The organism is Nocardioides ungokensis, from assembly GCF_013466985.1.
Taxonomy (GTDB): domain Bacteria; phylum Actinomycetota; class Actinomycetes; order Propionibacteriales; family Nocardioidaceae; genus Nocardioides; species Nocardioides ungokensis.
In genome coordinates this window covers 1,072,569-1,096,906 of record NZ_CP059164.1, presented here as the reverse complement: position 1 = coordinate 1,096,906, position 24,338 = coordinate 1,072,569, and the positions used below count along the sequence as shown (strand labels likewise).

Below are 24,338 nucleotides of genomic sequence, written 5' to 3'. Positions count from 1 at the left end.
CAGGCTATCCACCCGGGGTGTCGATGACGCGCAGCGCCAGCCGGTACGCCGCTTCCGGGTGCGGCCCGGCCAGCAGGCCGGCCGCGGCGAGGACGTAGTCGGTGTCGACGACCACCCGGGCCCGCCGCGGCAGCTGCCAGCCGCCCTCCAGGTCGGTGCCGACGCTTCCGGACAGGACCCGCCCGGCGACGCCGGGGCGTCCGTTGCGCAGCACCCCGCCCGACCCGACCAGCAGGTCGACCTCGCGCAGGTCCTTGCCGGTGCGCTCGACGACCCGGCCCTCGGGGCTGACGACCACCCTGGACCGGCCGGCGTGACGGCGCAGCGCCAGCCCGACCGCCGCCCGGGCGATCGCCTCGTCCACCTCGCACTCGTCGTCGCTGCCCGGCACGTACGACGGGTCGGCCTGCCGGTGGGCCGCCGCGTCGGCCAGCTCGGTCAGGCCCGCCTCGGCCACGGTGGTGGCCGCCGACCAGCGCATCCCGAGGTCGCCCTCGACGGTGCGGGTGACAGGGGTGGTGGCGACGACCTCGCGGGCCAGGCCGTGGGCGTCGACCGCCCCGTCCTCCGGGTCGACCTCGACGACGCTGTGGACGTCGGTGGTGGCGCCGCCGACGTCGACGACCACGACGTCACCGACGCCGGGGTGCGCGTCGTCCAGGCCGCGGGCCAGCAGCTCGACCCCGGTGAGCACGATGTCGGGCGTCGCCCCGCGCACCATGGCGGTGAAGTCGGCACGGGCGCTGAGGCGCTTGCCGCCGATCACGTGCGACAGGAAGATCTCCCGGATCGCGGCCCGCGCCGAGTCAGGCGCCAGCACGCCGATCCGGGGCACGACGTTGTCGGCGAGGACGTGCGGGACCTCGCCGAGGATCGCGGACACCTCGTCGCGGGCGTCGACGTTGCCCGCGACCACCAGCGGCCCCCGCCAGCCCGACGACACCAGGTCCCGGGCCGCCCGGAGCAGCACCTCGGTGTTGCCGCCGTCGGTGCCTCCGGTCAGCAGCACCACGTCCGGCCGCGTCGTGTGGCTCAGGCTGCGGTACGCCGCACTCCCGTCCGCACGACTCGCGGCCGCGATCACGTCGACCACCTTGCCGCCGCTGGACAGGGCGACCCGGCGACCGGCCTCGGCGGTGACCAGCTCCTCGTTGCCCACCACCGCGATGCGCAGGCCGCCGCCCGCGCTCGAGCAGGCCAGCACCTCGGCAGCGCTCGCCCGCGGCTCGGCGGCGACGAGCTCGGCCAGACACGCGTCGTACCCGTCCAGGACGTCGCCGGTCCCGTCCGGCGCGGGGAGCGTCGTCGGGTGGGAGGCCGAGGCCACGATGCGGCCCTCGGTCAGGTCGACCAGCGAGGCCTTGGTGAAGGTGGAGCCGAAGTCGACGCAGACGGCGAGGTCCGCGCGCCCGTCAGCCACCGAGGGCACGGTCGAGGTCCGCGACCAGGTCGTCGGCCGTCTCGATGCCGACGCTGAGCCGGACCAGGTCGGCGGGCACCTCGAGGTCGGTGCCGGCGACGCTGGCGTGGGTCATCCGACCAGGGTGCTCGATCAGCGACTCGACGCCCCCCAGGGACTCACCCAGGGTGAAGACCTCGGCCTTCTCGCACACCGCGAGCGCCGCGGCCTCGCCGCCGGTGACCCGGAAGGAGACCATCCCGCCGAAGCGCTTCATCTGCCGGGCGGCCACCGCGTGTCCGGGGTGCTCCTCGAGGCCGGGGTAGATGACCTGCTCGACCCTCGGGTGGCCGGTCAGGAACTCCACGACCTTCTCGGCGTTGTCGCAGTGACGGTCCATGCGAACCCCCAGCGTCTTCAGACCACGGTGGGTGAGGAACGAGTCGAACGGTCCGGGCACCGCGCCCATGGCGTTCTGGTGGAAGGTGACCCGCTCGGCCAGCTCGAGGTCGCGCACCACGACCGCGCCACCGACGACGTCGGAGTGGCCTCCGCAGTACTTCGTGGTGGAGTGCAGCGCGACGTCCGCGCCGAGGGTCAGCGGCTGCTGGAGGTAGGGCGAGGCGAAGGTGTTGTCGACGACGAGCATCGCCCCCGCCTCGTGGGCGACCGCGGCCAGCGCCTCGATGTCGCCGATGTTGAGCAGCGGGTTGGTCGGCGTCTCGATCCAGACCAGCTTGGTGCGGCCCGGCTGGATCGCTGCGCGCACCGCGTCGACGTCGGAGACCGCGGCCGGGGAGTGGTCGAGGCCCCAGACCTTCTCCACCTTGTCGAAGAGGCGGAAGGTGCCGCCGTAGGCGTCGTCGGGGATGACCGCGTGGTCACCGGGCTTGCAGATCGAGCGGATGACGGTGTCCTCCGCGGCCAGGCCGGAGGCGAACGCGAAGCCGCGCTCCCCCTCCTCCAGCGCCGCGATCGCGCCCTCGAGCGCGGTGCGCGTGGGGTTCGCGGAGCGGCTGTACTCGTAGCCCCCGCGGAGCCCGCCCACGCCGTCCTGCTTGTACGTCGAGGTGGCGTAGATGGGCGGGATCACCGCGCCGGTCATCGGGTCGGGCTCGTAGCCGGCGTGGATCGCACGCGTCTCGAAGCCGGAGCCCTTCCAGCTGTGCTCAGTGCTGTGCTGCTGCTCGGTCATGGACCGAGGCTATCGACCCGCCACCCCTACTGCCCGTCGAGCCCCAGCGCTGCGGCGAGGTCGGCCTCCACGATCACCTGCGGCTGGTCGTCCACGAGCCGGGTGACCTGCCGCCACTCGCCGTCGCGCACCCAGAACACGTGCGGCGAGAGCGGGCCGGGGGCGTCGGCGGAGCCCAGCATTGCGAACCGGAAGAGGTTGTCCAGCGCGATGGCGGCGTCCGGCCCGTCGACGACGCGCCACGCGAACTGGTGCCGGAACGGCACGGCCACCAACACCCCGCGGGAGAGGTCGACCCCCGGCGTGAAGCGCTGCACCACCTCGCCCATGAGCAGCGGCAGGCTGCCGGTGAAGAACGGGTCGCCCATCACCACGTCGAAGTCCCCACCCGAGCCGCCGTGCCCGACCCGCTCGTGCACCACGTCGTCGCTGACGAGGAGCGCGCGCAGGTTCGCCGCACCGATCTCGCGCCAGCCGGCAAGCCCTCCTCGCGCCTCCCAGTCCCGCTCCGGAGGCGTGGTCACGGTCTCCGGGAGGTCGACCGAGAGCACGACGAGGAGGTCCTCGCCGATGCGTCGGGCCGTGGGGTGCCAGGACCGGTCGGGGACGCCCGCGGCCTCGACGAGCCGCAGGTACGTCGAGACCCGGAGCTCCTCGTCGGACATGTCCTCCAGCGACGGCCCCGGGGATGTCACCAGCCGGCGTACGTGGTCGTGGACCAGCTGCGGCCAGTCGGCCGGCGGGTGCTCACGGCACAGGGCGGCGAGGTTCCACAGCCCGAACCTCGCCCCGGCGTCGTCCTCGACGTGGTCGGCGTACACCGTGACCTCGCGACCCGCCTCGGCGAACGCCGTGCGCGCCAGGCTGCGCAGGCGGGCCGCCTGGTCGACCGTCAGCGGCAGCTCTTCGTCGACCTGCGGCTCCTGCGACTCCCGCTTCCTCCTGCGGAACAGTCCCAACGTCGTTCCCCCTTGCTCGCCTCTCGGGAGCGTAGCGGGATCAGGCGGAACGTCCGCTCACCCTCGTTGTTGCAGACTGGTGAATGCCCGTTCGACCGAGGAGTGAGCGTGTCCATCTTCAGCCGTCACAAGTCCGAGCTCGTCCCACGGAGCAGGCCCTGCCCGGCCGCAGCGAGCGCCCGTGGCACCTTGCGGACAGCACCTCGTGCTCGGCACCCCTCTGGTGACCGACGAGGCCCCGGAGGGCTACGAGGTCGCAGTCTTCGGTCTCGGCTGCTTCTGGGGCGCCGAGGAGGTCTTCTGGCAGGTCCCGGGCGTCTGGTCCACCTCCGTCGGGTACGCCGGCGGCCCACCCCGAACCCGTCGTACGACGAGGTCTGCACCGGCCGCACCAACCACACCGAGGCGGTGCGCGTGGTCTTCGACCCGACGAAGGTCTCCTACGCCGAGCTGGTCAAGACGTTCTTCGAGGTCCACGACCCGACCCAGGGCATGCGCCAAGGCAACGACGTCGGCACCCAGTACCGCTCGGCGATCTACTACACGACGCCCGAGCAGGAGCAGGTCGCCCGCGACCTCACCAAGGTGTACGGCGACGAGCTGCGGCGGCGCCGCCTCGGCGAGATCACCACCGAGATCCGCGAGGTGCCGACGTACTACTACGCCGAGGACCTGCACCAGCAGTACCTCGCGAAGACCCGCACGGCTACCGGTGCCACGCGAACACGGGCGTGAAGTTCCCCGCCACAGCCTGAGGTAGGGCCGCGCGGTCGCCGACAGCCGAGCCGGCGACCGTGCAGGAGGACCCTTTCCTTGGAGCGCGGCGTAGCGTTGCATGAAACTGCCCCGGCACTCGTCTAGTCCCGCCCTTGTCCAGGCCCATGATGTCTGAGCGCCGGAGGGTGAGAGATGGTCCCCGTTGTCGGTTGGTCGCACGAGACCGTCCTCGCGTGCGAGCCGATGAGTGCGGCGCTGGCTCGGGACTTCGTGTGCCTGCACCTGGTTGCGCACCACCTGTCGCACCTGGTGGAGGACGTGCGCCTGGTGGCCAGTGAGCTCGCGACCAACGCGGTGACGCATGCCCAGACATCGTTTCGCGTGACCCTGTCGAGCTCGAACGGGTCAGTGCTGCTTGCCATCCAGGATGCGTCGACTGCGGCCCCGGTCATGTCCGCGCCGAGTGTCATGGACATGCGTGGCCGAGGATTGATGATCGTGGAGCTGCTGAGCCAGGAGTGGGGCACCAGGACCGACGGTCACGGGTTCAAGTCGGTGTGGGCGTCCTTCCCGAGCGGACCCTGAGCGACACCGCGGGTTCCAGGTGATGGGGGCACCGGGCTCGCCCGAGAAGAGGAGCAGACATTCCGACGACCGTGGTGCCGAGCTCGGTGGGCGTGAGTCAGCACTGGAGGCCCGTGAGGCAACACTGCAGGCCCGGGAGACGGCACTGGAGGCCCGGGAGGCGGCACTGGCCGAACGCACGAAGGCCGCAGAGGGGATCCTGGCTGCCGCTGACAAGCGTGATGACATCTCTGATGCTCGAGACGTGGCGGCTGAGAAACGCGACAGCGACCACGACCGGGCGGAGTTCATGGAATCTGAGGCCGAGTACGGGCAGCACTGGCCGGAGCGTCGCCATGCCGGCCTCGACCGCGAGCACGCGAAGACGGACCGCGAGGCCTCCCACGAGGACCGGGTCGAGCTGACGGAGGAACACCACGAGCCCCCGGGGAACAGACCCGGGCAGTAGCCGGGCCTCCCCCGCGGGACTGGCGGGACGTTCCCCGCTACGGCCTGACCTGCGGGCTGGCCGGCCTCACCCAGATCGGGCAATCGGTGGCATTCGGGCCATCGCCGGTGCGGCGCGCCCTACCCTCGAGGATCGGGGGCGAGGTTCGCCTGCAGGCGAACCGATCGGGGAAGGGGACGACGTGAGCAGCTCGACGCTCTACACCATCGGACGGTGCTGAACCACGCACGCGACAAGGCTCGAGGTCGACGTCCTCGTGTCCGGCCACTGGCTCAGCGGGGTCGTGGCCGCGGTCGACGGATTCGGTGTCGTCCTGGCCTCGAACGGCGACCAGCACGCCGTGATCCGGATGGAGGCCGTGTCCGCCGTGAAGATCGCCCAGAGCATGCTGCGCCGCACCGAGATCCCTGCCGGTGCACACCCGATGCCCGGCCCCGGCCGGCCGGGGACGCGACCGACTGACTGCTTCTCTCCCGAACGTCGCGGGGTTTCCTGGGTTTCCCGCCGGAGGGTGTCGTATCCGCTGGACGCCGTTCGTAGCGTAGGTGGAGGCGGACAGCGGGTCCGCCCGTGACGAGGGGGCAGCAGACATGACCGAGTACTCATCTACTTCAACCAGCAGTGGGTCGGTGACCACAGCGAGGAATGGTTCCGCGGGCGTGGGCCACTGGCCAGGGCGGTCCTCGACGAGATCAAGGCCGCCGGGGCGTACGTCTTCGCCGGAGGCCTGGAGGAGGAGGACGGCCCGGTCTTCAGCGCCGACGCCACGAGCGGCTCGTTGACGTTCACCGACGGCCCCTACTCGAGACCAAGGAGTGGCTGGGCGGGCTGACCGTGGTGGACGTCGCCGACGAGGAGACGGCCCGGGTGTGGGCCGGCAAGATCGCGGAGGCGTGCGGCTGGCCGCAGGAGGTGCGTCGCTTCAAGCCGCAGTCCGGGAGCAGGTGACGCGGCCTGACGCGGCCGGGCCCTTCGGCGGCCCGGCCGGGCCGTGTGCCCGTGTCCTCACGCGTGGTGCCCGCGGAGAGTGGTGAGCAGGACACCGCGACTTCTCGCGGCGCGACGAGTCGCTCGTAGCCAACAGGGGAAGACATGAACACCACATCCGGCCGCGTCGCCGCGCTCATCGGCGCGATCGCTGCCACCGCCACCATGACGGCCACCGCACCTGCCGAGGCCGCCACGCTCACGCCGAGCCGGATCACCGTCCACGCCACGGACACCACGCCCGCCTCCGGCCAGCTCTTCCGGCTCCAGGGCCAGGTCCTGTCCTCCGACGAGTCGGTCCCGGCAACCGTGCGGGTGAAGGCCTTCCGCAACGGGGCGTGGGTGCAGCTCCAGGGCGCGGTCGTGAAGACGAACAGCGACAACCGCTACGACGTCGGCATCCGCCTGCAGATGAAGGGCGAGAGGCTGCTCCGGGTGATCGGCGACCCGGTGGACCCGGACATCCGCACCGCCCACAAGACCATCACCGTCACCGTGCACTGAACCCGTCCGGGACTCAGGGCGTGACGACCGTGATCCCGGGCGGGCCGGGGTGGTCCATCGCGACCAACGCGGCACCGCCCTCGTCGAGCCCGATGGTGCGGGCGACCAGGGCCCTCGGGTCCAGGACACCGCGCTCCACCAGGTCGAGCATCGCGGGGTAGTCCACGGCGGCCATCCCGTGCGAGCCGATCACCTCCAGCTCGTGGGCGAGGATGCGGTCCATGGGCAGCGCCGTGGCGGCATCCTCACCCAGCAGCAGCCCGACCTGGACGTGGCGGCCCCGCCGTCGCAGCGACCCGACCGAAGCCGCGACGACGCTCGGTGAGCCGATCGCGTCGATGCCCACGTGCACACCGCCACCGGTGACCTCACGCACCTGCTCCACGGCCGTGGCGAGGTCGCCGGCGTCGACCAGGGCCTCCGCCCCGAGCGTCGCCGCCTGCTCGAGAGCGGCCGCGGACACGTCGACGGCGACGACCCGCGCGCCCAGGGCGCGACCGACCATGACCGCCGAGAGGCCGACGCCCCCGCACCCGAACACCGCGAGCCACTGGCCCTGCGAGACCCGGCCGTGCGCCTGTACCGCTCGGAACGCCGTGGCGAAGCGACAGCCGAGCGCCGCGGCCTCCACGAAACCCACCTCGCCGGGAAGTCGCACCACGTTGGTGTCGGCCGCCGGCACCATCACCTGCTCGGCGAACGAGCCCGGGCCGGTGAACCCGGGCTGGTACTGATCGGGGCAGACCTGGGCGTCGCCGTTCCGGCAGAACTCACACGCTCCGCAGCCGCAGACGAAGGGCGCCGTGACGCGATCCCCCACGGCAACCCGGCTCACGCCCTCGCCGATCCGGACGACCTCACCCGCGAACTCGTGCCCGGGCACGTGCGGCAGCGTCACCGGGTCGTGGCCCCTCCAGGCGTGCCAGTCGGACCGGCACACCCCGGTGGCTCGTACGGCGACGACCACGGCACCCGCCGGGCACTCGGGTTCGGGGACCTCACGGACCTCGGGCTCCTGCCCGAGGGCGTCGTAGACGACGGCGCGCACGGCGACTCCTCCTTCAGGATCGGACCGCATGACGTGGAAGGCCGCCCAGTCTGGCGCACCGGACTGAAGCGAGGGAATCACCCGCTCGCTGTCCCCGCACGTCCGTCTGGCGAAGCGGAGGACGGCCCTTCACGCTCAGAACGGGATGCAGAACCGGTACACGTCCCCGGGTGACGCAGCGCCCCAGGCGTAGAGGCAGAGGGCCGGCGCCACGCTCAGCAGGGCGGCCACGCTGACCCACACCCGGTGTCGAAGCCGCCACAGCGCCACCATCCACGGAATCGCCACCACGGCTGCCAGCGCCATCAACTCGCGTTGTGCCGTCGCGATGGCGGCCCGCCGCAACGGCTCGTCGCACACGGCCGCGGCCCGCAGCACGGTCAGCATCCCCACGATCGCTGTGCCCACGAACCCGACGACCATGCAGAGCACGAGCACGACCCAGCCCCACCAGGGCCAGCCTCCCGGCCGGGAGGCCGGCCGGCGGACACCCGCGCTCGCCGCTGGGTTCGCTGTTGGCTGCTCGTCACTCACGAAGTCAGTCTCAGAGCCCTGCCGGCGGAGCACCTGCGTAGCCGTACTCAACTCTGCGCCGAAGTCAGCTCGTCGAACACCGCAACCGGTCGCCGGTGGCGCAGAGCGAGCATCCGCCTGTCGCGTCGTCGGCGTTCTGTCATAGTCACCGCATGGAGCAACTCCTCCGGGCGCTCCGAGAGTTGCCGGCCCCGCTCCGTCATGCCCTCATTGGCGCAGCCGTCCTTGGCGTTCCCGGTGCGATGGTGGGGTTGGTCATCGGCTTGCGGACATACGTGCCGACTGCCTGGGCCGCGACCCTCGAGGTGGGACTACCCGCGGCTCTTCTCGGGGCCCTGCTCGGCCTGGTGGTCGGCTCGCTCGTGACCGCCTGTCGGCACCTTCACGACAACTGAGCAGCGCCTTGGAAAGCCGTTGTCTCGCGACTGAGCACGACTTCAGCTGCCGCGGTCCCCGCGCCGCCAGGACACGCCGTCACCGTCGAAAGCAGGGTGTTGCATCGCGAGAAGCGAGTGCCTGGCTGTGCCAACATCTCCGCTCGTGACGATGTTCAAGACACCACAGGTCGTTCTCTTCAGCAGGGACCTTGCGCACGCCGCGGACTTCTACAGCGCCCTGGGCTTCGAGGAGGTCTTCAGGACCCCGGCGGAAGGCAGCCCGATCCACATCGACCTCGCGCTCGACGGATACCGCATCGGGCTGGCGAGCGAGGATTCGACGCGAGACGACCACGGGCTCGACCCAGTTGTCACCGGTCAACGCGCGGCCGTGATCCTGTGGACCGAGGACACCCCAGCGGCCTACTCACGTCTGCAGGAGCTGGGGGCCAGGCCCGTCAAGGGACCGGAACCGTGGCTGGATCGACTGCTCATCGCCTGGGTGGAGGACCCGGACGGGCACCTGATCCAGGTAGTCCAATCCGCCGAGGTCACTCCTCGCTGAGACGCTCGTCTGCCGCGCTCGAGCCGCCGTTTGACGGCGCAGGAGCCGGCGCGCGTGGAAGGCTGCCCGCATGTCTCGGATCTCCGAAGACCTGGACGCCGCGGTGAAGCAGCCGTCCGGGTCGGCCAGGCGCGTCGATGGCCGATCGCCCCTGGACGTGCTGGTGATCGTCCTCTGTGCCGTTGCCCTCGGCCTGGTGCTGAGCGCGGGTGTCTCGGCGATCACGGCCTCGGACGCCTCCGTGGTCGGGAAGGTCGAGGGCGGTGGCTGGGGAGGCCGCGGCTGCTATCCCACGGTGTCGTACACCGTCGAGGGCCGCGACTACGTGCTGCACGCCGACAAGGACCCCCGGTGTGGTGCGGATTGCACTGGATGGGCCCGGCGACGGTCCACTACGAACCCAGCGATCCGGCCCAGGCTCGGCTGAGCCGGTATGGCGACTCTCCCATGCAGCTGTCGAAGTTCGCCCTGATCGTCGCGGTGATCGCGGGGTTCCTCAGCACCCGCAAACGCCCCGAGGCCACGGCACGGCCTGCACGGTCGGGCCGCACCGGGGTCCTTCGCGGTCGACAGGGCAGGGTGCCGCGCATCCTGGTCCTGCTGTTGATCCTCGGCTGGCTCGCGACAACGGTCGCGGTCGTCATCCAGGGGGAGCGGCGCTCCAGCCTCGACGACCTCCAGGCGGCGATCGACCGTGGCGAGGTGACCCACGTGTGGGAGCGAGGTGCGCTGATGTCCGGAAGCCGGGACCCCTCCCCCGTTCGCCTGGCCTGGCGCTCAGGCGGCCTGCGGCACTTCGCCACCGCAACCCAGTACCGCGGCAGGAACCAGGAACGTCGTGCGCCGGAAGGGGCACCAGACGTCATCATCGGCGACCTCGCCGAACAGCTCACGCGGGCCGGCGCCGACGTACGCGTCGAGCCCGACCTCCGTACGACGGCACCTCACGCCTTCACCTTCACCCCCTGGGGCTGGCACGTCTTCGGCTGGCCCGTGTACGTCGCGCTGGCCTTGCTCCTCCTCACGCTGCGGGTGCTGGTCGTCGCAGAGTGCACCCGGGGAGCCAGCCGGTGGGGCTGGTGCTGGCTCATCACAGCTGCACCGATCCCGTTCTCCCTGGCTTACCTCGCCCTCGGCGAGCCAGCAGGGTGGGGACCGGCAACTCGTCGAGAGGCAAGAAAGCTGGGAGGCGTCTGCGCGTTCCTCGTCGCAACCGCCCTCGTGGCAGTGCAACAGGCCCTGGCGTAGCCGCCGGACCCGACACCTCTCCCTGACGCCGAGTGGCCGCAGCTCTGCCTCGACGGTCAGACGGAGGCGAGGAAGGTCCGGACCCGCTCCATGAGCAACGCGGACGCCTCCGGGTCGTACGCGTCGAGCGAGGAGTCGGCGAAGAGGTGCTGGTCGCCGGGATAGACGAACAGCTCGGCGTCGGCCGCGGAGCTCGCGAGCTCGCGCGCGGCCGGAAGGTCCTCGTCGAAGAACTCGTCGTTCTCCTTGCCGTGGATCTGTACGGGCACCCCCTCCGGCCAGGCCTCCCCGAACTCCGCGACCGGGATGCAGGATTCCATGAGCAGTGCCCCGCGGGCGCCGGGCCGGGTCTGCGCAAGACGCTGGCGATCGTCACGCCGAAGGAGAACCCGGCGTAGACGAGCCCGGGGCGAGCTCGTCGGCGGCGGCACCGCCACGCTCCCGGATCACGTCGAATCCCGTGTCGCGCGCGAACCCGAAACCCTCCTCGATGCTCCCGAACGTGCGGCCCTCGAACAGGTCGGGCGTGTGCACGGTGTGCCCGTCCCGTCGCAGGCCGTCGGCGAAGGCCTTCACTCCGTCGGTCAGCCCCTGGATGTGGTGGTAGAGCAGCACCTCGGCCATGTCAGCGGACTCCCTTTCCCATTGATCGATTCTTTTGGAACATTCCGCGATGCTAGTCTGTTCCGTCATGGCGAACAACCCCCGGACTACGAGCTGGCCGATCGGATGGCGCTCACCAGGCCGGCCCAGGTGAAGGCCATCGGCCACCCGCTGCGCACGACGATCCTGCAGCTGCTCCACGAGCGGGCCGCTTCCGTCACCGAGCTCGCGGCCGCGGTCGAGCGCCCCAAGAGCACGGTCGCGCACCACGTGGACGTGCTCACCCGGAACGGCCTGCTCCGGGTGGTACGCACGCGGAAGGTGCGGGCCATCGAGGAGCGCTTCTACGGGCGCACCGCGCGGATGTTCTACGTGACAGCGGAGCCATCACCCGCCGGCGATGCGATGCCGGGCGACTTCAACGACTTCCAGGTGGCTGCACGCGAGTCCGCACCGGCGTTCGAGCAGGGCAAGCTCTGGGGCTTCATCCGGCATGCGCGCATCTCCGAGGATCAGGCCTCTCAGTTCTGGGACCGGATGGCCGAGCTCGTGGCTGCGTTCGACCAGATGCCGAGGGCCGGCGAAACCACGTACGGGTTCGCGATCGGGATCTACCCCACCGATCACCCGACCCTGCCGACAGCGGAGTGACGCATCCACCGCTCGCGAAGCGCGGACCGCAGCGTGCGCGTCGGCGCGCGGACATGCGACGATCCGCCGCATCGGGCGACCAGTGGCAGGTACGACGCCTAGGGTGTGACCGTGTTCGGTATCGGCATTCCGGAATTGTTGGTCCTCATCGCGCTGATCGCACTCGTGGTGTGGCTGCTCTCCCGACGCAAGGGGAGCTGAGCGGCCCCAGCTGGCGCGATCTGCGCGCCGCCAAGGGCACGCCATGTCGGATTGAGGTCCTGTCGTGAGCAAGCCGTGGAAGACTCCGGTCCGTGGCTGATTCTGCAAGTCCCCGGAGGGCTCCCGACTCGGAACCGCGCTGGGCTCCCGCCTCACCGAGCGCCGCGCTGCTTCCGGGAGTCCTGCTGCTCTTCGTGGGCCTGTGGATGGTCACCGATGGAGGGCCGCGTGCCGTGGGCTGGGCCTCGTTCGCCGTCGGCCTGGGCTTTCTGCTCGTGGGCGCGGTGGCGTGGGGTGTCGCCTGGGGCATGGAGCTGCACGACGACCGTCGGCGATGACGCCGGTCAGGTCGGCATTCCCCTCGTGGCGTTGACCGCGCAGTCCTGCCCATGAGCGTCGAGGAGTCGGGCAGACTTCTGGACCATGTGGAGGCAAGGGGCGGCCGACAAGGAGCTGCGCCGGCTCATGCAGGGCCGGCCAGACTTCACGGTGTCCTTCTCCAAGAGCGCCGTGGCCGCCAGCCTCTGGGACTACGGCGAGGACGCACTCGCCGACCGGGCACTACAGATGACGGATGCCGACTTGATCCGCATCCAGGCAATCGCATCCCACTACGAGGACCCGGCCTGTCCGCTCCCCATGGCTGGCCAGCGGATCACGCACAATCACGTGAGTGCCTTCGCCGCGATCACCTTCTACGAAGGGCAGCTCCGCCCCCTGAGTCGCACTCGGCGTCGACCCCGGGCACAGCGCCCCGCCAGGTACACCCCCTTGCCTCCGGACCCGAGGACGGCGCACTGAGGAGTGCGCGTTCGCCGCTGATCGAAACGATCACGGGGCGAACGGCATTGATCAGGGCCGCCTCCTACACAGGCGGGTAGCCGTCCCTGATACCGGCCTCTCGTCTTTCGACGTGCTCGCGAGCTCTCCGGTCGTCGAGCTCGTTCAGCTGTTGTCTGCGCTGGTAACGGCTGATCTGCGCCTGCGTGATCCACCGACGGATCTGCTGGACGCAACGTCGCCACCAACTTCCTCCAGTGGACTCCATGCCTCGGATACTCCCACCGGCGGATCGGGAAAGATGCCGTTCGAGCAATCCCGTAGCAGCCGCGAGTGAACGTGAGGGTGGCTCGCGCACCCACTGTCAGCCAGCCACCCGGCGTGCTGACGCGGCCCGGCACCTGGCTCGTGGATCGCGGAGATGTGCGCGGATCTGCCGGCACGCGTGGTCACGCCGGGCTGTGACTGACCCGACGGCGTCGGACAAGAGCAGCCACGAGAGCACCCACGAGCAGTGCGCCTGATCCGACGGCCACGAAGACCGTGAGCGCGTCCACCAGGAACGCGTCCAGCGACAGGCCTGTCGGGTGCTCCCAGGGCGACAGCATGCCGACGTGGGTCGGGAACGGCGGGTCGGAGGAGCTCTGGTCCTGGTGGATCCAGACCAAGGGCCAGCCGAGATCAACGCTCTTCAACCCGGCCCTGTCGCTGACAAGGGCCTGATCGTTCATCGCCACCACGAGAGCCATCGTCAGCGAGAACAGCAAGGCTGCAGGCGTTCCGAACGCCACGAGCGCGATCAGCCAGCGGTGCCGCGACCCACGTTCGCTCTCGACGGCATCCTCGATCGTGGTCATGCGCCACATGATGTCAGCCGGGCGCCAGGGTCTGCCCGTCTACGCCCGGGCTGCGTCGTGGCCACGGCTCGGCGGCGACGTCGGAGCTTCCCGATCTCGCCGACTGAAGTGGGCCACTGACCCTGCCCCCAGGGACACGACCGCAGCAAGGCCCGCGAGCACCGACCACTCGCGCTGCTCGTCGCCGCACGCGCGCAGGTAACCGTGCCTGGCGCTGGAGTCGACGACGTTGCCACCCTCGGTGGTCGCGATGATCCCCGGGCACGCCGCCGCTTTCCCGTCGACGTGCACCGTGGGCCCCGACGCCAGGAGAATCGCCGCGCAGAGCCCGGCGGCAACTGCAAGCACGAGGCAGACGGCACGGGTCATACCGTGACGATAGTGCGAGGGGCGACCCGTCGCGCGCGGATCTGCCGCTGAGGGTGCGTACTTGTGGCCGGATGTCACCTCGGGTTGTCGCCCGGCGGACGCTCAACTCCCACTGGGGTGCTGCATGCCCGCCCGCGCGTTTGGGTACCGGCGGAAGATCAGCAGAATCCCGACCACGAGGATGCCCAGCCAGACCGTGAGCTCGACGGTGCCCACACCGGACCCGACCGCCACCAACAGGAGGGTCATGAAGAGCGCGTAGCCCACAAGGCTCAGGGCAAGGTTCCAGCTGCTGGCTCGGTTCGGCACGGCGGGAAGTCTAGGTAGAAACGTCCCCCGTGCGGCGATTCGCTCGTGAGGTGGGTCAGCGTGCCCGCGAGCCGTTGGTGCGGCAGTCGACCGCGACGATCGGCCGCCAGGTCTGGTCGTCGACCGTGACCTCGTGAGCGGCGAACCGGACGGGGACGTCGCCAACGAGCCGGCCGCTCCCTCGAGGCACACGCAGGCAGCTGGGCCACCCCGACTCGTGCCACGAACCGTCCCGGTCGATCCACGCCTCGACCGAGTCGCTCGCCCCGTAGACCCAGCCGTCGTAGTCGATCGAGGCGACGTTCGCTCCGACGTGCGCGACCCCCGTGTGCCATCCCCCGAGGTCGTGGCGACGTTCGGTCACATCGGCACCGGCGACGAACCCCACTGCCGCTACGAGGCCGAGGACCACCGCAGCGCTGAGGATCACCGCCCAACGGTTGAACAGGGGGCCGCCCTGGTGCCGCTCGGTGACAACTGGATCAGGCGAAAAATCGGCCCCCACGTCGAACATCGAAGCAACCTAGTCGGCGATCGCGCGCCGTGGGGTGGGATCCACGAACTCGGTCAGCGGCCGAACTCCTGCACGTGCTCCGGAGCGCTGCACACCTGCCGATGGTCGTCCCCGGTTCTGGTCCGAGTCGGCGTCATCGGAGCCACGCTGCTCGCCTGCCTGCTCGAGGCCGACCCCCCTCGCGACAATTGCCCCGACATCCAGCGGATATCGAGGCGCGCGCTGACGGCTTGATCTAGGTTCCACCCATGGTGGACGAAGACCCGGGGATCAGCGCGCACGGCTTGTGGGGCATCGCGTGGTCGCTGGGACTACTTGCTGGGGTGTCCTGGTTCACCGCAGCGAAGCTGATGGGCGCCCCGCATCCGATCACCCGTGAGCTCGGGCTCTGGCTGGCAGTCGCCGTGACTTCCACGGTCTTCTCCGCCGCGTGCGCCGTGCTCTGCGGCGTCAAGGAGGCCGCACAGCGAGTTCGTTCACCCCAGCCGGCAGACCGGGGGTAGCTCCCGGTCTGGCTCCTCCTGCACGACCCGGGGTTGCGACAGCCGGACGGATCGTCGCGACTCGATAACGTGCATCGCATGCCCATCAAGCTCGAAAATGTCGGGATCGCCGTTCGCGACCTCGAAGCGACGATCGCCTTCTTCACCGACCTGGGACTGACCGTCCTCGGCCGTGACACGGTCAGCGGAGAGTGGACCGACACCGCCGTCGGCCTCGACGGCAACCACGCCAGGATCGCCATGCTCCAGACACCGGACGGCCATGGTCGCCTCGAGCTGTTCGAGTACATCCACCCGGACGCACTCGAGACCGAGCCCACCCGGCCCAACGAGATCGGCATGCACCGCGTCGCCTTCTCGGTCGACGACATCGACGAGGCCCTCCAGATCGCCGCGCGGCACGGCTGCCGCCCGCTGCGCGGCGTGGCGACCTACGAGGACATCTACAAGCTCACCTATGTCCGTGGCCCCAGCGGCATCATCGTGATGTTCGCCGAAGAGCTGAACAAGAGCTGACCGCGCATCGACGTCACGGAGTCGGGATCCGTGGTCTTCAGATGAACGGCCCCTTCATCTCACGGGCGTTGCGCGCTGCGAGCTTCGTGCGGCCGCGGAGGGCGGCCTCGAACTCCTCGGGCGACTGCGGAGTGACGATCGGACTGACCCGGCGTCCGAGGTCGACGACGTAGCCGACCTTCTTCTTCGGTCGCTTCGGGTCGAGGTTGGCCCAGTACCGCGGGTTGCCCGTCCCCCAGAGGCGCCACCTGCCAGACATCACGCCGGTGATCTCGATGCGCTGGAGACCCTGGATCTGCGAGTACGGGACGCTCTTGGTGCCGAACGGGAAGTAGTAGGAGTGGATCTCCAGCCGTTCGGGGCCGCACACGATGGTGCCGTCATCGTAGGTGTCGGTCACGTTCGAACTCTATCTCCGTGCGCGTACCCCGATGCCGTCGATGGCGTGCACCAGGAGCCTGTCTGATACGCACGCCAGGTTGTCCCGGGCTCGCCAACGCCAGCCGTGAGGCCACGATGACCGCTGCCTGGGCATTCACTCCGCGGACCATGGCCAAGGCGGTCCGGGCTGATGCGGTGACGGACGGCCCCTTCCTCGACTCCCGCCAGGTGGTGGCCGGCGTCTACATCCTGGACGCGCCCGACCTCGACGCTGCCCTGGCCACGGCGGCAGCCAATCCGGCCGTCAGGCAAGGCGGTGGCCTCGAGGTCCGCCCCATCCACAGCAGAGGTGTGGCAGACCCGTCGCAGGCTTGACCCGACCCGCGGAGCCACAGCTACGCGCGCAGGTGCACGCTCTTCAGGCCCTGCCGGTCACTCGTCGTCCACCGGCATCGCCCGAGCAGCCGGCAGGTCCACCTCGGCGCGCAGGCCTCCGGTCGGCGACTCGCCGAGTCGTACGTCGCCGCCCCGGCTGCGCGCCAGCTCGCGGACGATCGCCAGGCCCAGGCCGGAGCCGCCGGCATCGCGGGCACGGGCGTCGTCGAGGCGGGTGAACCGCTCGAAGACGCGCTCGCGGTCGTCCGCCGGGATGCCCGGCCCATCGTCGTCGACCAGCACCAGCACGCGCCCGTCGTCCGATCGCGCGGTCACCCGGACCTCCGCGGTCGCGTGGCGCCGTGCGTTGTCGACGAGGTTGTCGAGGATCCGGCGCAGCTCGTCGGGACGCGTCCACGCCACGGGCGCGGGCCCGGGCGAGCTCTCGACTGTGAATCGCGGGCCGGGGCCGACGTGGGACTCGGCCACCTCGGCCAGTGCGCGGCCGACGTCCACCGCCTCGGCCGGGGTGCCCGCGGGTCCGTGCGCGTCCAGCCGCGCGAGCAGCAGCAGGTCGTCGACCAGGCTCGACATCCGCGAGACCTCGGCGTCCACGCCGTCGACCAGCTCGCCGCCCTCCCCCAGCCGCCGGGCCACGTCGGTCTGCAGGCGCATCGAGGCGAGCGGGCTGCGCAGCTCGTGGGCGACGTCGGCGACGAGGTCCTGCTCACGCTCGCGCGCCGCCCCCAGCCGGTCGAGCATCGAGTTCAGCGTCACCGCGAGCGCATGGATCTCGTCGCGCGAGGCCGGCACCGGCAGCCGGTCGTCGCGACCCGAGCCCGAGATCCGCTCGGCCGCCGAGCGCAGCTCCTCGACGGGCCGCAGGGCCGCACCGATGACCCGCCAGGCGATCAGCCCGAGCAGCGCCAGCACCAGCGGGTAGCTGATCAGCAGGGTGCGCAGCAGCGTGTCCTGGCTGCGGGTGAGGTCGGCGATCGGCTCCGCCACGATGACCGTGTGCCGGTCGCCGGTGCCGACCCGGGTCGCAGTGACCCGCAGCTCGGAGGAGACGCCCAGCCGCGAGCCGGGCACCGAGACCGGGTGCGCGAGCGCACCTGCCAGCTCGTGCCGCTCGAGGATCGGCGTCAACCGGTCGGCGCCGGGCGAGGCGCTCACGACCCGGCCCCCGAGTCGACGACCTGGACCATCTCTGTGCCGGTCACCGGGACCGTGGCGGGCAGGCGTCCGGAGCTCACCAGCTCGGCGACCGCGGCGGCGGTGGCGTGCGCGTCGGCGTCGACGGCACGCTGGTTGGCGACTGACAGGGCCGTGTAGAGGGCGACGCTGCCGATCGCCTGCGCCAGCGCGAGCCCGAGCAGCCCGATCAGCAGCAGCCGGGTGCGCAGCGTCCAGCGACGCCACGGCTGCCTCATCGACCGAGGCGGTAGCCCGCGCCGCGCACGGTCTCGATGAGCCCCGTGCCCAGCTTGCGCCGCAGGTAGCCGACGTAGACCTCCACGGCGTTCGGGTCCCCCTGCACGTGCACGTCCCACACCCGGTCGAGAAGCTCGGTCTTGGTCAGCACGCGGTCGGGGTGGCGCAGGAAGCAGTCCAGCAGGGAGTACTCCCTCGGCGTCAGCGCCACCGGCGCGCCGGCCAACGTGACCTCGCGCGTGGCCGGGTCCAGCCGGACGTCGCCGTGGACCAGGACCGGGGGGCGCGACTCGTGGTGGCGGCGGAGCAGCGCGCGCAGCCGGGCCAGCAGCACGACGTACGAGAAGGGCTTGGTCAGGTAGTCGTCGGCGCCGCAGTCCAGGCCGTCCGCCTGGTCGTGCGGGCCGTCCTTGGCCGAGATCATCATGATCGGGACCCAGTTCTCCTCCGCCCGGAGGCTGCGCACCACGTCGTACCCGGACATCCTCGGCAGCATCACGTCGAGGAGCACGGCGTCGTAGTCGGCGTCCCGGGCGGCCTCCAGGCCCGCGGCGCCGTCGCCGGCCACGTCGACGGCGAAGCCCTCGGCCACCAGCCCGCGCCGCAGGGCGTGCGCCAGCCGCGCCTCGTCCTCGACCACCAGCAGCCGCATGACCACATGCTGGCACGCGCGCTGTGAGCGGCCACAGGTTCTCAGCCGTTTCACAGGACCCGCGAGGCACCATGGCCACATGACCGTGTTCGCTCGTCGCCCCGCGCTGCGGTGGCTCGCTCCCCTGGCGGCGGTCGCCCTGCTGACCACCGCCGGGTCGATCGTCAACTCACTCACCGCGACCGCGCGCGAGTCCCTGCCCCCGCGGAGCGCGGCCCAGCTCCTCGTCGACGTCCAGCAGGCCCGGCTCGACGGCCTCTCCGGCACGATCGTCCAGACCAGCGACCTCGGGTTGCCGGCGCTGCCCGGCGTCGCCGGCAACAGCAGCTCGGAGTTCTCCTCCCTGGTGTCCGGGTCCCACACCATGCGGGTCTGGTACGCCGGGCCCCAGCACGTCCGGCTCGCGCTGCTCGGCCAGTTCGGCGAGTCCGACCTGGTCCGCAACGGCACCGACCTGTGGGCGTGGTCGAGCAAGAACAACACCGTCAACCACATGACCCTGCCGGCGGACGCGGGCAGCCACCCCGACACCGGCACCCCGAGCCCGGGGGCGGCGATGACGCCCCAGCAGGCAGCGGACAAGGCGCTCAAGGCGATCGACCCGACAACCGCGGTCAGCACGGACTCCAGCGCCGTGGTGGCGGACGACGGTACCGCGTACAGCTGGTGCTCACGCTCGTGACCAGAACAACCCTCGTCGGCTCCGTGCGGATCGCGATCGACGGAGCCACCCACATCCCGACGCGGGTCCAGGTGTTCGCGAAGGGCGCCTCGTCCCCCCCGCGTTCGAGGTGGGCTTCACCTCGTTCGACCCCAGCACCCCCGCGTCGTCGGTCTTCGGCTTCAACCCGCCGCCCGGCGCCACGGTCACCGAGCACGCCGCGCCCACCGGGAGCGGCCAGGGCAGTGGCGACCAGGGCGCCGGCAGCGCCCCGGCCCAGGGGGGCAGAAGGCCCACGTCGTCGCACCGGCTGGAAGCTCGGTCCTGGTCGCGTCCGTGCCCGGCGACACGTCCGGCTCGTCGTCGCAGAGCGGGTCGCTCGGCACCCTGTCCTCGACCCTGAAGACGCTGCCGAGGGTGTCCGGCTCCTGGGGCAGCGGCCACCTGCTGGAGGGCACGGCGTTTCTCGGCCGTGCTGACCGACGACGGCAGGCTCGCCATCGGGGGCCGTGCCGGCCGCCAGCCTCTACGACGCCCTGTCGGCCCCGTGAGCGGGCTGTGAGCGGGGCTGTGAGCGGCACCGCGGTCCGCCACCCGGGGGCTGACCAAGCGGTTCGGCCACCAGACGGCCGTCGACGCCATCGACCTGGCCGTCCCGCGGGCGCCGTCTACGGGTTCCTCGGGCCGAACGGCTCCGGCAAGACCACCACCATCCGGATGCTGCTCGGCTGGTGACCCCGACCAGCGGCAGCGTCGAGCTGCTCGGCTCCCCGATCCCGGAGCGAGCCGGCGACGCCCTGCCGCGGGTGGGTGCGCTGGTCGAGGGGCCGGCGTTCCACCCCTACCTCTCGGGCCGCGACAACCTGCTCCGGCTGGACGCTGCGGACCGTACGACGCGATCGAGCACGGCGAGGCGACGCGTCGACGAGGCGCTCGACCGGGTCGGGCTGCTGGCCGCAGCCGGGAAGCGCTACCGCGCCTACTCGCTCGGGATGTGCCAGCGGCTGGCCATCGCCGCCGCCCTGCTGACGCCCAAGGACCTGATGGTCCTCGACGAGCCCACCAACGGGCTCGACCCGCAGGGCACTCGCGAGGTGCGCAGCCTCATCGCCTCGCTGGCCGACGACGGCACGACGGTGCTGGTCTCCAGCCACCTGCTCTCCGAGGTCGAGCAGGTCTGCACCCACATCGGGGTCATGCACGTGGGCCGCCTGGTCGCCCAGGGCACGGCTGCCGAGCTGCGCGGGGACCGCGAGAGCGAGGCCCGCATCGACACCGACCAGCCCGCCGAGGCCGCGGCGATCATGCGCGAGCTCGGGCTGCTGGACGTCCACGTGGTCCGCTCCCGTGCCATCGGCCGGCTCGCCGGCGTGGCGCCCGAGAAGGTCGTGTCGGCGTGCGTGCACCGAGGCCTCTCGGTCACCGGCTTCGCGGTGGACTCCCCCACGCTGGAGGACATCTTCGTCTCACTCACCGGGGAGGGCTTCGATGTCAGCGGCTGAGGCGACCGTCCGACCGGAGGCGCGGCCGGGCCGCCGGTGCCAGGACGACCAGGGCCGCGGTTCCTGCTCTCCGAGCTGCGGCTGATGTTCCGTCGCCGGCGCAACCTCGCGGGCCTCGTGGTCCTCGCCGCGGTGCCGGTGTTCATCTCGATCGCGGTCAGGAGCCAGGCCTCCCGGCCGGGCCGCGACGCGCCCGACTTCTTCCGGTCGATCACCGACAACGGCCTCTTCGTGGCCCTGGCGGCGCTGACCATCGAGATGGGCCTCTTCCTGCCGCTGGCCGTCGCGGTGTTCGCGGGTGACGCGGTGGCCGGAGAGGCCAACCTCGGCACGCTGCGCTACCTGCTCACCGTGCCCGTCTCCCGGCTCCGCCTGCTGGCGGTGAAGTACGCCGCCATCACGATCGGGGCGTTCGTCGCCACCTTCACGGTCGCGGTCACCGGCGTCCTGATGGGCCTGCTGCTCTTCGGCGGCGGGAGCATGACCCTGCTGTCGGGCACCCAGGTCGGATTCGCCGAGGGGGTTGCGCGGGTCGCGCTGGCCACGGCGTACCTCGCCTGCGGCATGGCCTCTCTCGGCGCGGTGGGGCTGTTCATCTCCACGCTCACCGAGCAGCCCATCGCCGCCACCATCGCGCTCGTGGTGTTCAGCACCGCCAGCTTCATCCTGGACTCGATCCCCCAGGTGGACTGGATCCACCCCTACCTGATCACCCACAACTGGCCCGCCTTCGGCGACCTGTTCCGAGACCCGATCATCTGGAACGGCGTCGCGCACGGCCTCTACGTCGCCGCGGCATACGCGGTCATCTTCTTCCTCGCCGCGTGGGCACGATTCGCCGGCAAGGACGTGACCAGCTAGCTCGCTCCGGCCGCCTCCGGGCGCCACCCCGGGCGCGATCACCATCCGTAACGGACAATGGGTGGGTGAGCGACCTTCCTCGGAACGCAGCCCGACGCACGGCACGCCTGGCGGCCCTGCCGCTGGGGTACGCCGGGCGCAACGCGCTCGGACTCGGCAAGCGCCTCGGCGGCAAGCCCGCCGAGGCGGTGATGACCGACATCCAGCAGCGGACCGCCGAGCAGCTCTTCCGCACCCTCGGCGAGCTCAAGGGCGGCGCGATGAAGTTCGGCCAGGCGCTCTCGGTGCTCGAGGCGGCGCTGCCCGACGAGGTCGCCGGGCCCTACCGCGACCAGCTGACCCGGCTCCAGGACTCGGCCCCGCCGATGCCGACCCAGACCGTGCGCGACATCCTCGAACGCGACCTGGGGTCCGACTGGCGCGAGCAGCTGGTCTGGCTCGACGGCGGCCCGGCCGCCGCCGCATCGATCGGGCAGGTGCACAAGGGGCGGTGGCACGACGGCCGCGAGGTCGCCGTCAAGGTGCAGTACCCGGGCGCCGGCGAGGCGCTGCGCTCCGACCTGCGCCAGCTCGCCCGGCTGGCCCGGACCATCGGCACCCTGGTGCCGGGGGTCGAGATCAAGCCGCTCGTGGCCGAGCTCCAGGCCCGCGCCGAGGACGAGCTGGACTACCACCTCGAGGCGGAGGCGCAGACGGCCTTCCACGAGGCCTTCGCCGACGACCCCGACATCGTCGTGCCCGCCGTGGTGTCGGTCGGCAAGACGGTGCTGGTCACCGAGTGGCTCGAGAGCCCGGCGTCGCTGGCGACGATCATCGCCGAGGGCACCCAGGAGGAGCGGGACCACTACGGCGAGCTGCTGGTGCGCTTCCTCTTCTCCGGTCCTGCGCGCACCGGGATGCTGCACGCCGACCCGCACCCCGGGAACTTCCGGATCATCCCCGGCCCCTCCGGCGAGCCCGGGCAGCTCGGCGTCCTCGACTTCGGCGCCGTGGCCCGGCTCCCCGCCCAGGGCCTGCCCGAGGCGATGGGCAGGCTGATCCGGATCGCCTCGATCGAGGAGAAGGACGAGCTGGTCGAGGGGCTGCGCCGCGAGGGGTTCATCAAGGACAACATGAAGGTCGACCCCGACCTGCTGCTGGAGTACCTCGGCCCGTTCGTGGAGCCGATGCGCGTCGAGCGCTTCCGGTTCTCCCGGGAGTGGATGCGCGCCCAGTTCGCGCGGATCAACGACCCCCGCGAGCCGTCGTACACGGTGGCGATGAAGCTGAACCTGCCCCCGGCGTACCTGCTCATCCACCGCACCTGGCTCGGCGGCGTCGGGCTGCTCAGCCAGCTCGAGGCGGAGGCGCCGTTCCGGGCGATCCTGGAGGAGTACCTTCCGGGCTTCGCCGACCCTGCACAGCCGGCTGCGGACTGACCGTCACGGGCCTGCGGTCCGGACGACGACCGGAGGCGAGCACGCCGGCGGCAGCGGCCATCGCGGCCACCCCGCACAGCGGCCACAGGAAGCCGGGGGCGGCCGCGTAGACCGCCGTCCCGAGCGGCGCCGCGAGCATGGTGCCGCTGGTGGCCGCGCCCGTGTAGAGGCCCTGGTACTGCCCCACGAGGTGGTCGGGCGCGGCGTCCAGCACGTGCGCGGTCGCGGTCGTCTTGTAGAGGATCTCTCCCGCGGTCAGCACCACCATGGCCAGGACCGCGGTCGCGGCAGAGACGGGCAGCCCGAACATCGCGAAGCCGACGCCGACGAGCGCGTAGCCGGTGGCGATGATCGGGTACGACGAGAAGCTGCGCAGCCGGAGGGCCAGCGGGATCTCCAGCGCCAGGATGAGCCCCGACCCGACCGCGATCAACGCGGTGTAGAGCGCGACCGGCTGGCCCGCGTCGCGCAGGTGGATCGGGACGGTCGTGTAGAGCTGGCGGTAGACGATGTCGACCAGCACCACCGCCGGGAGCAGCGCCATCAGCGCCCGGTCGGCCCGCAGCGCCCGCCACAGGCTCGGCGCCCCCGGGTCGCGCATCACGTGTGGCTCGTCGCGCGGCAGCATCGGCGCGACCGCGAACCGCACCGCCAGCGTCATCAGCCCGTCGACCACGAACAGCGCGTCGTAGCTGTGGGCCACGATCAGGGCGCCCAGCGGCGGGCCGATGACGAAGCCGGCGTTGGACGCGGCCCGGCTGATCGCCACCGACGTCCGCCGGTCGCCGCGCTGGACGGCGAGCGCCGACAGGGCGCCGGTCGAGACGGAGGCTGTGGCGGCGAGGTAGGCCAGCAGCGGGAGCGCTACCGCGAGCACCGGGACGGGCAGCCACGGCACGGCGGCGATCCCCAGGCCGGACACCGTCGAGCAGGCGACCATGGCGCGGCGGTGGCCGAACCGGTCGCCCCAGCGGCCACCGGTGAAGTTGCCGACCAGCATGCCGACGCCGTAGCCGCCCGCGATGACACCGGCCACCGGCACCGACAGGTCCCGCGGGCCGGTGAGGTAGAGGGTCAGGAAGAGCATCAGGAACGAGCTCATCGAGCCGACGAACCGCCCTGCGGCCAGCACCCACACCGGTCGTGGCACGTCCCCGAGGTTCACGAGCGGGATTCCACCACATC

General features: G+C 71.4%; 30 protein-coding genes and 1 pseudogene. 16 read left to right on the top strand and 15 right to left on the bottom strand.

What is annotated here, in order from left to right:
* Positions 1-4: 4 nt before the first annotated feature.
* The 3 genes from H0S67_RS05495 to H0S67_RS05485 are packed head-to-tail and all read right to left on the bottom strand — an operon-like array spanning position 5 to position 3,553.
* Complete coding sequence (locus H0S67_RS05495; RefSeq protein ID WP_180935759.1) at positions 5-1,420, bottom strand: glutamate mutase L; 1,416 nt, start codon at positions 1,418-1,420, stop codon at positions 5-7.
* Positions 1,413-2,594 (bottom strand): cystathionine gamma-synthase, encoded by a 1,182-nt coding sequence (locus H0S67_RS05490; protein WP_180935758.1) that lies wholly within the window; start codon positions 2,592-2,594, stop codon positions 1,413-1,415. The genes H0S67_RS05495 and H0S67_RS05490 overlap by 8 nt, the downstream gene beginning before the upstream one ends.
* Before the next feature lie 26 nt (positions 2,595-2,620).
* Positions 2,621-3,553, bottom strand: coding sequence for a hypothetical protein (locus tag H0S67_RS05485; protein WP_180935757.1), 933 nt, complete (start codon positions 3,551-3,553; stop codon positions 2,621-2,623).
* 181 nt (positions 3,554-3,734) lie between these two features.
* Here H0S67_RS05485 and msrA point away from each other — a divergent pair.
* From msrA to H0S67_RS05460, 4 genes and pseudogenes are all read left to right on the top strand, one after another.
* A pseudogene (gene msrA / locus H0S67_RS05480) lies at positions 3,735-4,288 on the top strand (peptide-methionine (S)-S-oxide reductase MsrA).
* A 225-nt stretch (positions 4,289-4,513) separates the two neighbouring features.
* Complete coding sequence (locus H0S67_RS05475; protein WP_180935756.1) at positions 4,514-4,855, top strand: ATP-binding protein; 342 nt, start codon at positions 4,514-4,516, stop codon at positions 4,853-4,855.
* A 22-nt stretch (positions 4,856-4,877) separates the two neighbouring features.
* On the top strand, positions 4,878-5,303 hold the full coding sequence (locus H0S67_RS05470) for a hypothetical protein (protein ID WP_180935755.1): 426 nt from the start codon (positions 4,878-4,880) through the stop codon (positions 5,301-5,303).
* A 1,092-nt stretch (positions 5,304-6,395) separates the two neighbouring features.
* Positions 6,396-6,794, top strand: coding sequence for a hypothetical protein (locus H0S67_RS05460; protein WP_180935754.1), 399 nt, complete (start codon positions 6,396-6,398; stop codon positions 6,792-6,794).
* 13 nt (positions 6,795-6,807) lie between these two features.
* Here H0S67_RS05460 and H0S67_RS05455 read toward each other — a convergent pair whose 3' ends face one another.
* Positions 6,808-7,842 carry an alcohol dehydrogenase catalytic domain-containing protein gene (locus H0S67_RS05455; protein WP_180935753.1) on the bottom strand — a complete coding sequence of 345 codons (1,035 nt, stop codon included), beginning with the start codon at positions 7,840-7,842 and terminating at the stop codon, positions 6,808-6,810.
* 135 nt (positions 7,843-7,977) lie between these two features.
* Positions 7,978-8,376: a hypothetical protein gene (locus H0S67_RS05450; RefSeq protein ID WP_180935752.1), complete on the bottom strand. Its 399-nt coding sequence runs from the start codon at positions 8,374-8,376 to the stop codon at positions 7,978-7,980.
* 546 nt (positions 8,377-8,922) lie between these two features.
* Between H0S67_RS05450 and H0S67_RS05445 the strand changes: the two genes are divergently transcribed.
* The 3 genes from H0S67_RS05445 to H0S67_RS05435 all read left to right on the top strand — a co-directional run bounded on the left by H0S67_RS05445 (position 8,923) and on the right by H0S67_RS05435 (position 10,566).
* A complete protein-coding gene (locus H0S67_RS05445; protein WP_219635491.1) occupies positions 8,923-9,318 on the top strand; it encodes a VOC family protein in 396 nt (131 codons plus the stop codon).
* 70 nt (positions 9,319-9,388) lie between these two features.
* Positions 9,389-9,745 carry a hypothetical protein gene (locus H0S67_RS05440; RefSeq protein ID WP_180935750.1) on the top strand — a complete coding sequence of 119 codons (357 nt, stop codon included), beginning with the start codon at positions 9,389-9,391 and terminating at the stop codon, positions 9,743-9,745.
* A 20-nt stretch (positions 9,746-9,765) separates the two neighbouring features.
* The gene (locus H0S67_RS05435) at positions 9,766-10,566 is read left to right on the top strand and encodes a hypothetical protein (protein WP_180935749.1); all 801 of its coding nucleotides are present in this window, start codon (positions 9,766-9,768) and stop codon (positions 10,564-10,566) included.
* A gap of 56 nt (positions 10,567-10,622) precedes the next feature.
* Here H0S67_RS05435 and H0S67_RS24540 read toward each other — a convergent pair whose 3' ends face one another.
* Both H0S67_RS24540 and H0S67_RS24535 read right to left on the bottom strand, forming a co-directional pair.
* A complete protein-coding gene (locus H0S67_RS24540; RefSeq protein ID WP_246355155.1) occupies positions 10,623-10,886 on the bottom strand; it encodes a dienelactone hydrolase family protein in 264 nt (87 codons plus the stop codon).
* 52 nt (positions 10,887-10,938) lie between these two features.
* A complete protein-coding gene (locus H0S67_RS24535; RefSeq protein ID WP_246355154.1) occupies positions 10,939-11,181 on the bottom strand; it encodes a dienelactone hydrolase family protein in 243 nt (80 codons plus the stop codon).
* On the opposite strand from H0S67_RS24535, the gene H0S67_RS05425 reads away from it, so the two are divergent.
* Positions 11,164-11,820: a winged helix-turn-helix domain-containing protein gene (locus H0S67_RS05425; protein ID WP_246355153.1), complete on the top strand. Its 657-nt coding sequence runs from the start codon at positions 11,164-11,166 to the stop codon at positions 11,818-11,820. The two genes, H0S67_RS24535 and H0S67_RS05425, sit on opposite strands and share 18 nt — an antisense overlap.
* 293 nt (positions 11,821-12,113) lie before the next feature.
* Positions 12,114-12,359, top strand: a complete 246-nt coding sequence (locus H0S67_RS05420; protein WP_180935748.1) for a hypothetical protein — start codon at positions 12,114-12,116, stop codon at positions 12,357-12,359.
* Positions 12,360-13,250: 891 nt separating this feature from the next.
* On the opposite strand, the gene H0S67_RS05415 is transcribed toward H0S67_RS05420, so the two are convergent.
* The 3 genes from H0S67_RS05415 to H0S67_RS05405 all read right to left on the bottom strand — a co-directional run bounded on the left by H0S67_RS05415 (position 13,251) and on the right by H0S67_RS05405 (position 14,850).
* On the bottom strand, positions 13,251-13,658 hold the full coding sequence (locus H0S67_RS05415) for a hypothetical protein (RefSeq protein WP_180935747.1): 408 nt from the start codon (positions 13,656-13,658) through the stop codon (positions 13,251-13,253).
* Positions 13,659-14,129: 471 nt separating this feature from the next.
* The gene (locus tag H0S67_RS05410) at positions 14,130-14,336 is read right to left on the bottom strand and encodes a hypothetical protein (RefSeq protein WP_180935746.1); all 207 of its coding nucleotides are present in this window, start codon (positions 14,334-14,336) and stop codon (positions 14,130-14,132) included.
* Between the two features lie 55 nt (positions 14,337-14,391).
* Positions 14,392-14,850 (bottom strand): hypothetical protein, encoded by a 459-nt coding sequence (locus tag H0S67_RS05405; RefSeq protein WP_180935745.1) that lies wholly within the window; start codon positions 14,848-14,850, stop codon positions 14,392-14,394.
* A 248-nt stretch (positions 14,851-15,098) separates the two neighbouring features.
* Between H0S67_RS05405 and H0S67_RS05400 the strand changes: the two genes are divergently transcribed.
* A complete protein-coding gene (locus H0S67_RS05400; RefSeq protein WP_180935744.1) occupies positions 15,099-15,353 on the top strand; it encodes a hypothetical protein in 255 nt (84 codons plus the stop codon).
* 78 nt (positions 15,354-15,431) lie between these two features.
* On the top strand, positions 15,432-15,869 hold the full coding sequence (locus tag H0S67_RS05395; RefSeq protein WP_180935743.1) for a VOC family protein: 438 nt from the start codon (positions 15,432-15,434) through the stop codon (positions 15,867-15,869).
* A gap of 37 nt (positions 15,870-15,906) precedes the next feature.
* Here the strand turns inward: H0S67_RS05395 and H0S67_RS05390 are convergent, their stop codons facing one another.
* The gene (locus H0S67_RS05390) at positions 15,907-16,269 is read right to left on the bottom strand and encodes a PH domain-containing protein (protein WP_180935742.1); all 363 of its coding nucleotides are present in this window, start codon (positions 16,267-16,269) and stop codon (positions 15,907-15,909) included.
* 116 nt (positions 16,270-16,385) lie between these two features.
* Between H0S67_RS05390 and H0S67_RS05385 the strand changes: the two genes are divergently transcribed.
* Positions 16,386-16,625, top strand: a complete 240-nt coding sequence (locus tag H0S67_RS05385) for a YciI family protein (RefSeq protein ID WP_180935741.1) — start codon at positions 16,386-16,388, stop codon at positions 16,623-16,625.
* 57 nt (positions 16,626-16,682) lie between these two features.
* Here the strand turns inward: H0S67_RS05385 and H0S67_RS05380 are convergent, their stop codons facing one another.
* Genes H0S67_RS05380 through H0S67_RS05375 form a run of 3 tightly spaced genes read right to left on the bottom strand, consistent with a single transcriptional unit; the run spans position 16,683 to position 18,711 of the window.
* The gene (locus H0S67_RS05380; RefSeq protein WP_219635490.1) at positions 16,683-17,801 is read right to left on the bottom strand and encodes a sensor histidine kinase; all 1,119 of its coding nucleotides are present in this window, start codon (positions 17,799-17,801) and stop codon (positions 16,683-16,685) included.
* The gene (locus H0S67_RS23160) at positions 17,798-18,058 is read right to left on the bottom strand and encodes a hypothetical protein (protein WP_219635489.1); all 261 of its coding nucleotides are present in this window, start codon (positions 18,056-18,058) and stop codon (positions 17,798-17,800) included. Before H0S67_RS23160 ends, H0S67_RS05380 begins: the two co-directional genes overlap by 4 nt.
* Positions 18,055-18,711: a response regulator transcription factor gene (locus tag H0S67_RS05375; RefSeq protein WP_180935740.1), complete on the bottom strand. Its 657-nt coding sequence runs from the start codon at positions 18,709-18,711 to the stop codon at positions 18,055-18,057. The genes H0S67_RS23160 and H0S67_RS05375 overlap by 4 nt, the downstream gene beginning before the upstream one ends.
* A 79-nt stretch (positions 18,712-18,790) precedes the next feature.
* Between H0S67_RS05375 and H0S67_RS05370 the strand changes: the two genes are divergently transcribed.
* The 4 genes from H0S67_RS05370 (at position 18,791) to H0S67_RS05355 (ending at position 23,153) form a co-directional block, all read left to right on the top strand.
* Positions 18,791-19,393, top strand: coding sequence for a hypothetical protein (locus H0S67_RS05370; RefSeq protein ID WP_180935739.1), 603 nt, complete (start codon positions 18,791-18,793; stop codon positions 19,391-19,393).
* A 710-nt stretch (positions 19,394-20,103) separates the two neighbouring features.
* On the top strand, positions 20,104-20,874 hold the full coding sequence (locus H0S67_RS05365; RefSeq protein WP_246355151.1) for an ABC transporter ATP-binding protein: 771 nt from the start codon (positions 20,104-20,106) through the stop codon (positions 20,872-20,874).
* Between the two features lie 36 nt (positions 20,875-20,910).
* Complete coding sequence (locus H0S67_RS05360; RefSeq protein WP_246355150.1) at positions 20,911-21,735, top strand: ABC transporter permease; 825 nt, start codon at positions 20,911-20,913, stop codon at positions 21,733-21,735.
* 65 nt (positions 21,736-21,800) lie between these two features.
* Positions 21,801-23,153: an ABC1 kinase family protein gene (locus H0S67_RS05355; protein WP_180935738.1), complete on the top strand. Its 1,353-nt coding sequence runs from the start codon at positions 21,801-21,803 to the stop codon at positions 23,151-23,153.
* Here the strand turns inward: H0S67_RS05355 and H0S67_RS05350 are convergent.
* Positions 23,062-24,318, bottom strand: a complete 1,257-nt coding sequence (locus tag H0S67_RS05350) for an MFS transporter (RefSeq protein WP_219635488.1) — start codon at positions 24,316-24,318, stop codon at positions 23,062-23,064. The two genes, H0S67_RS05355 and H0S67_RS05350, sit on opposite strands and share 92 nt — an antisense overlap.
* Positions 24,319-24,338: the final 20 nt, after the last annotated feature.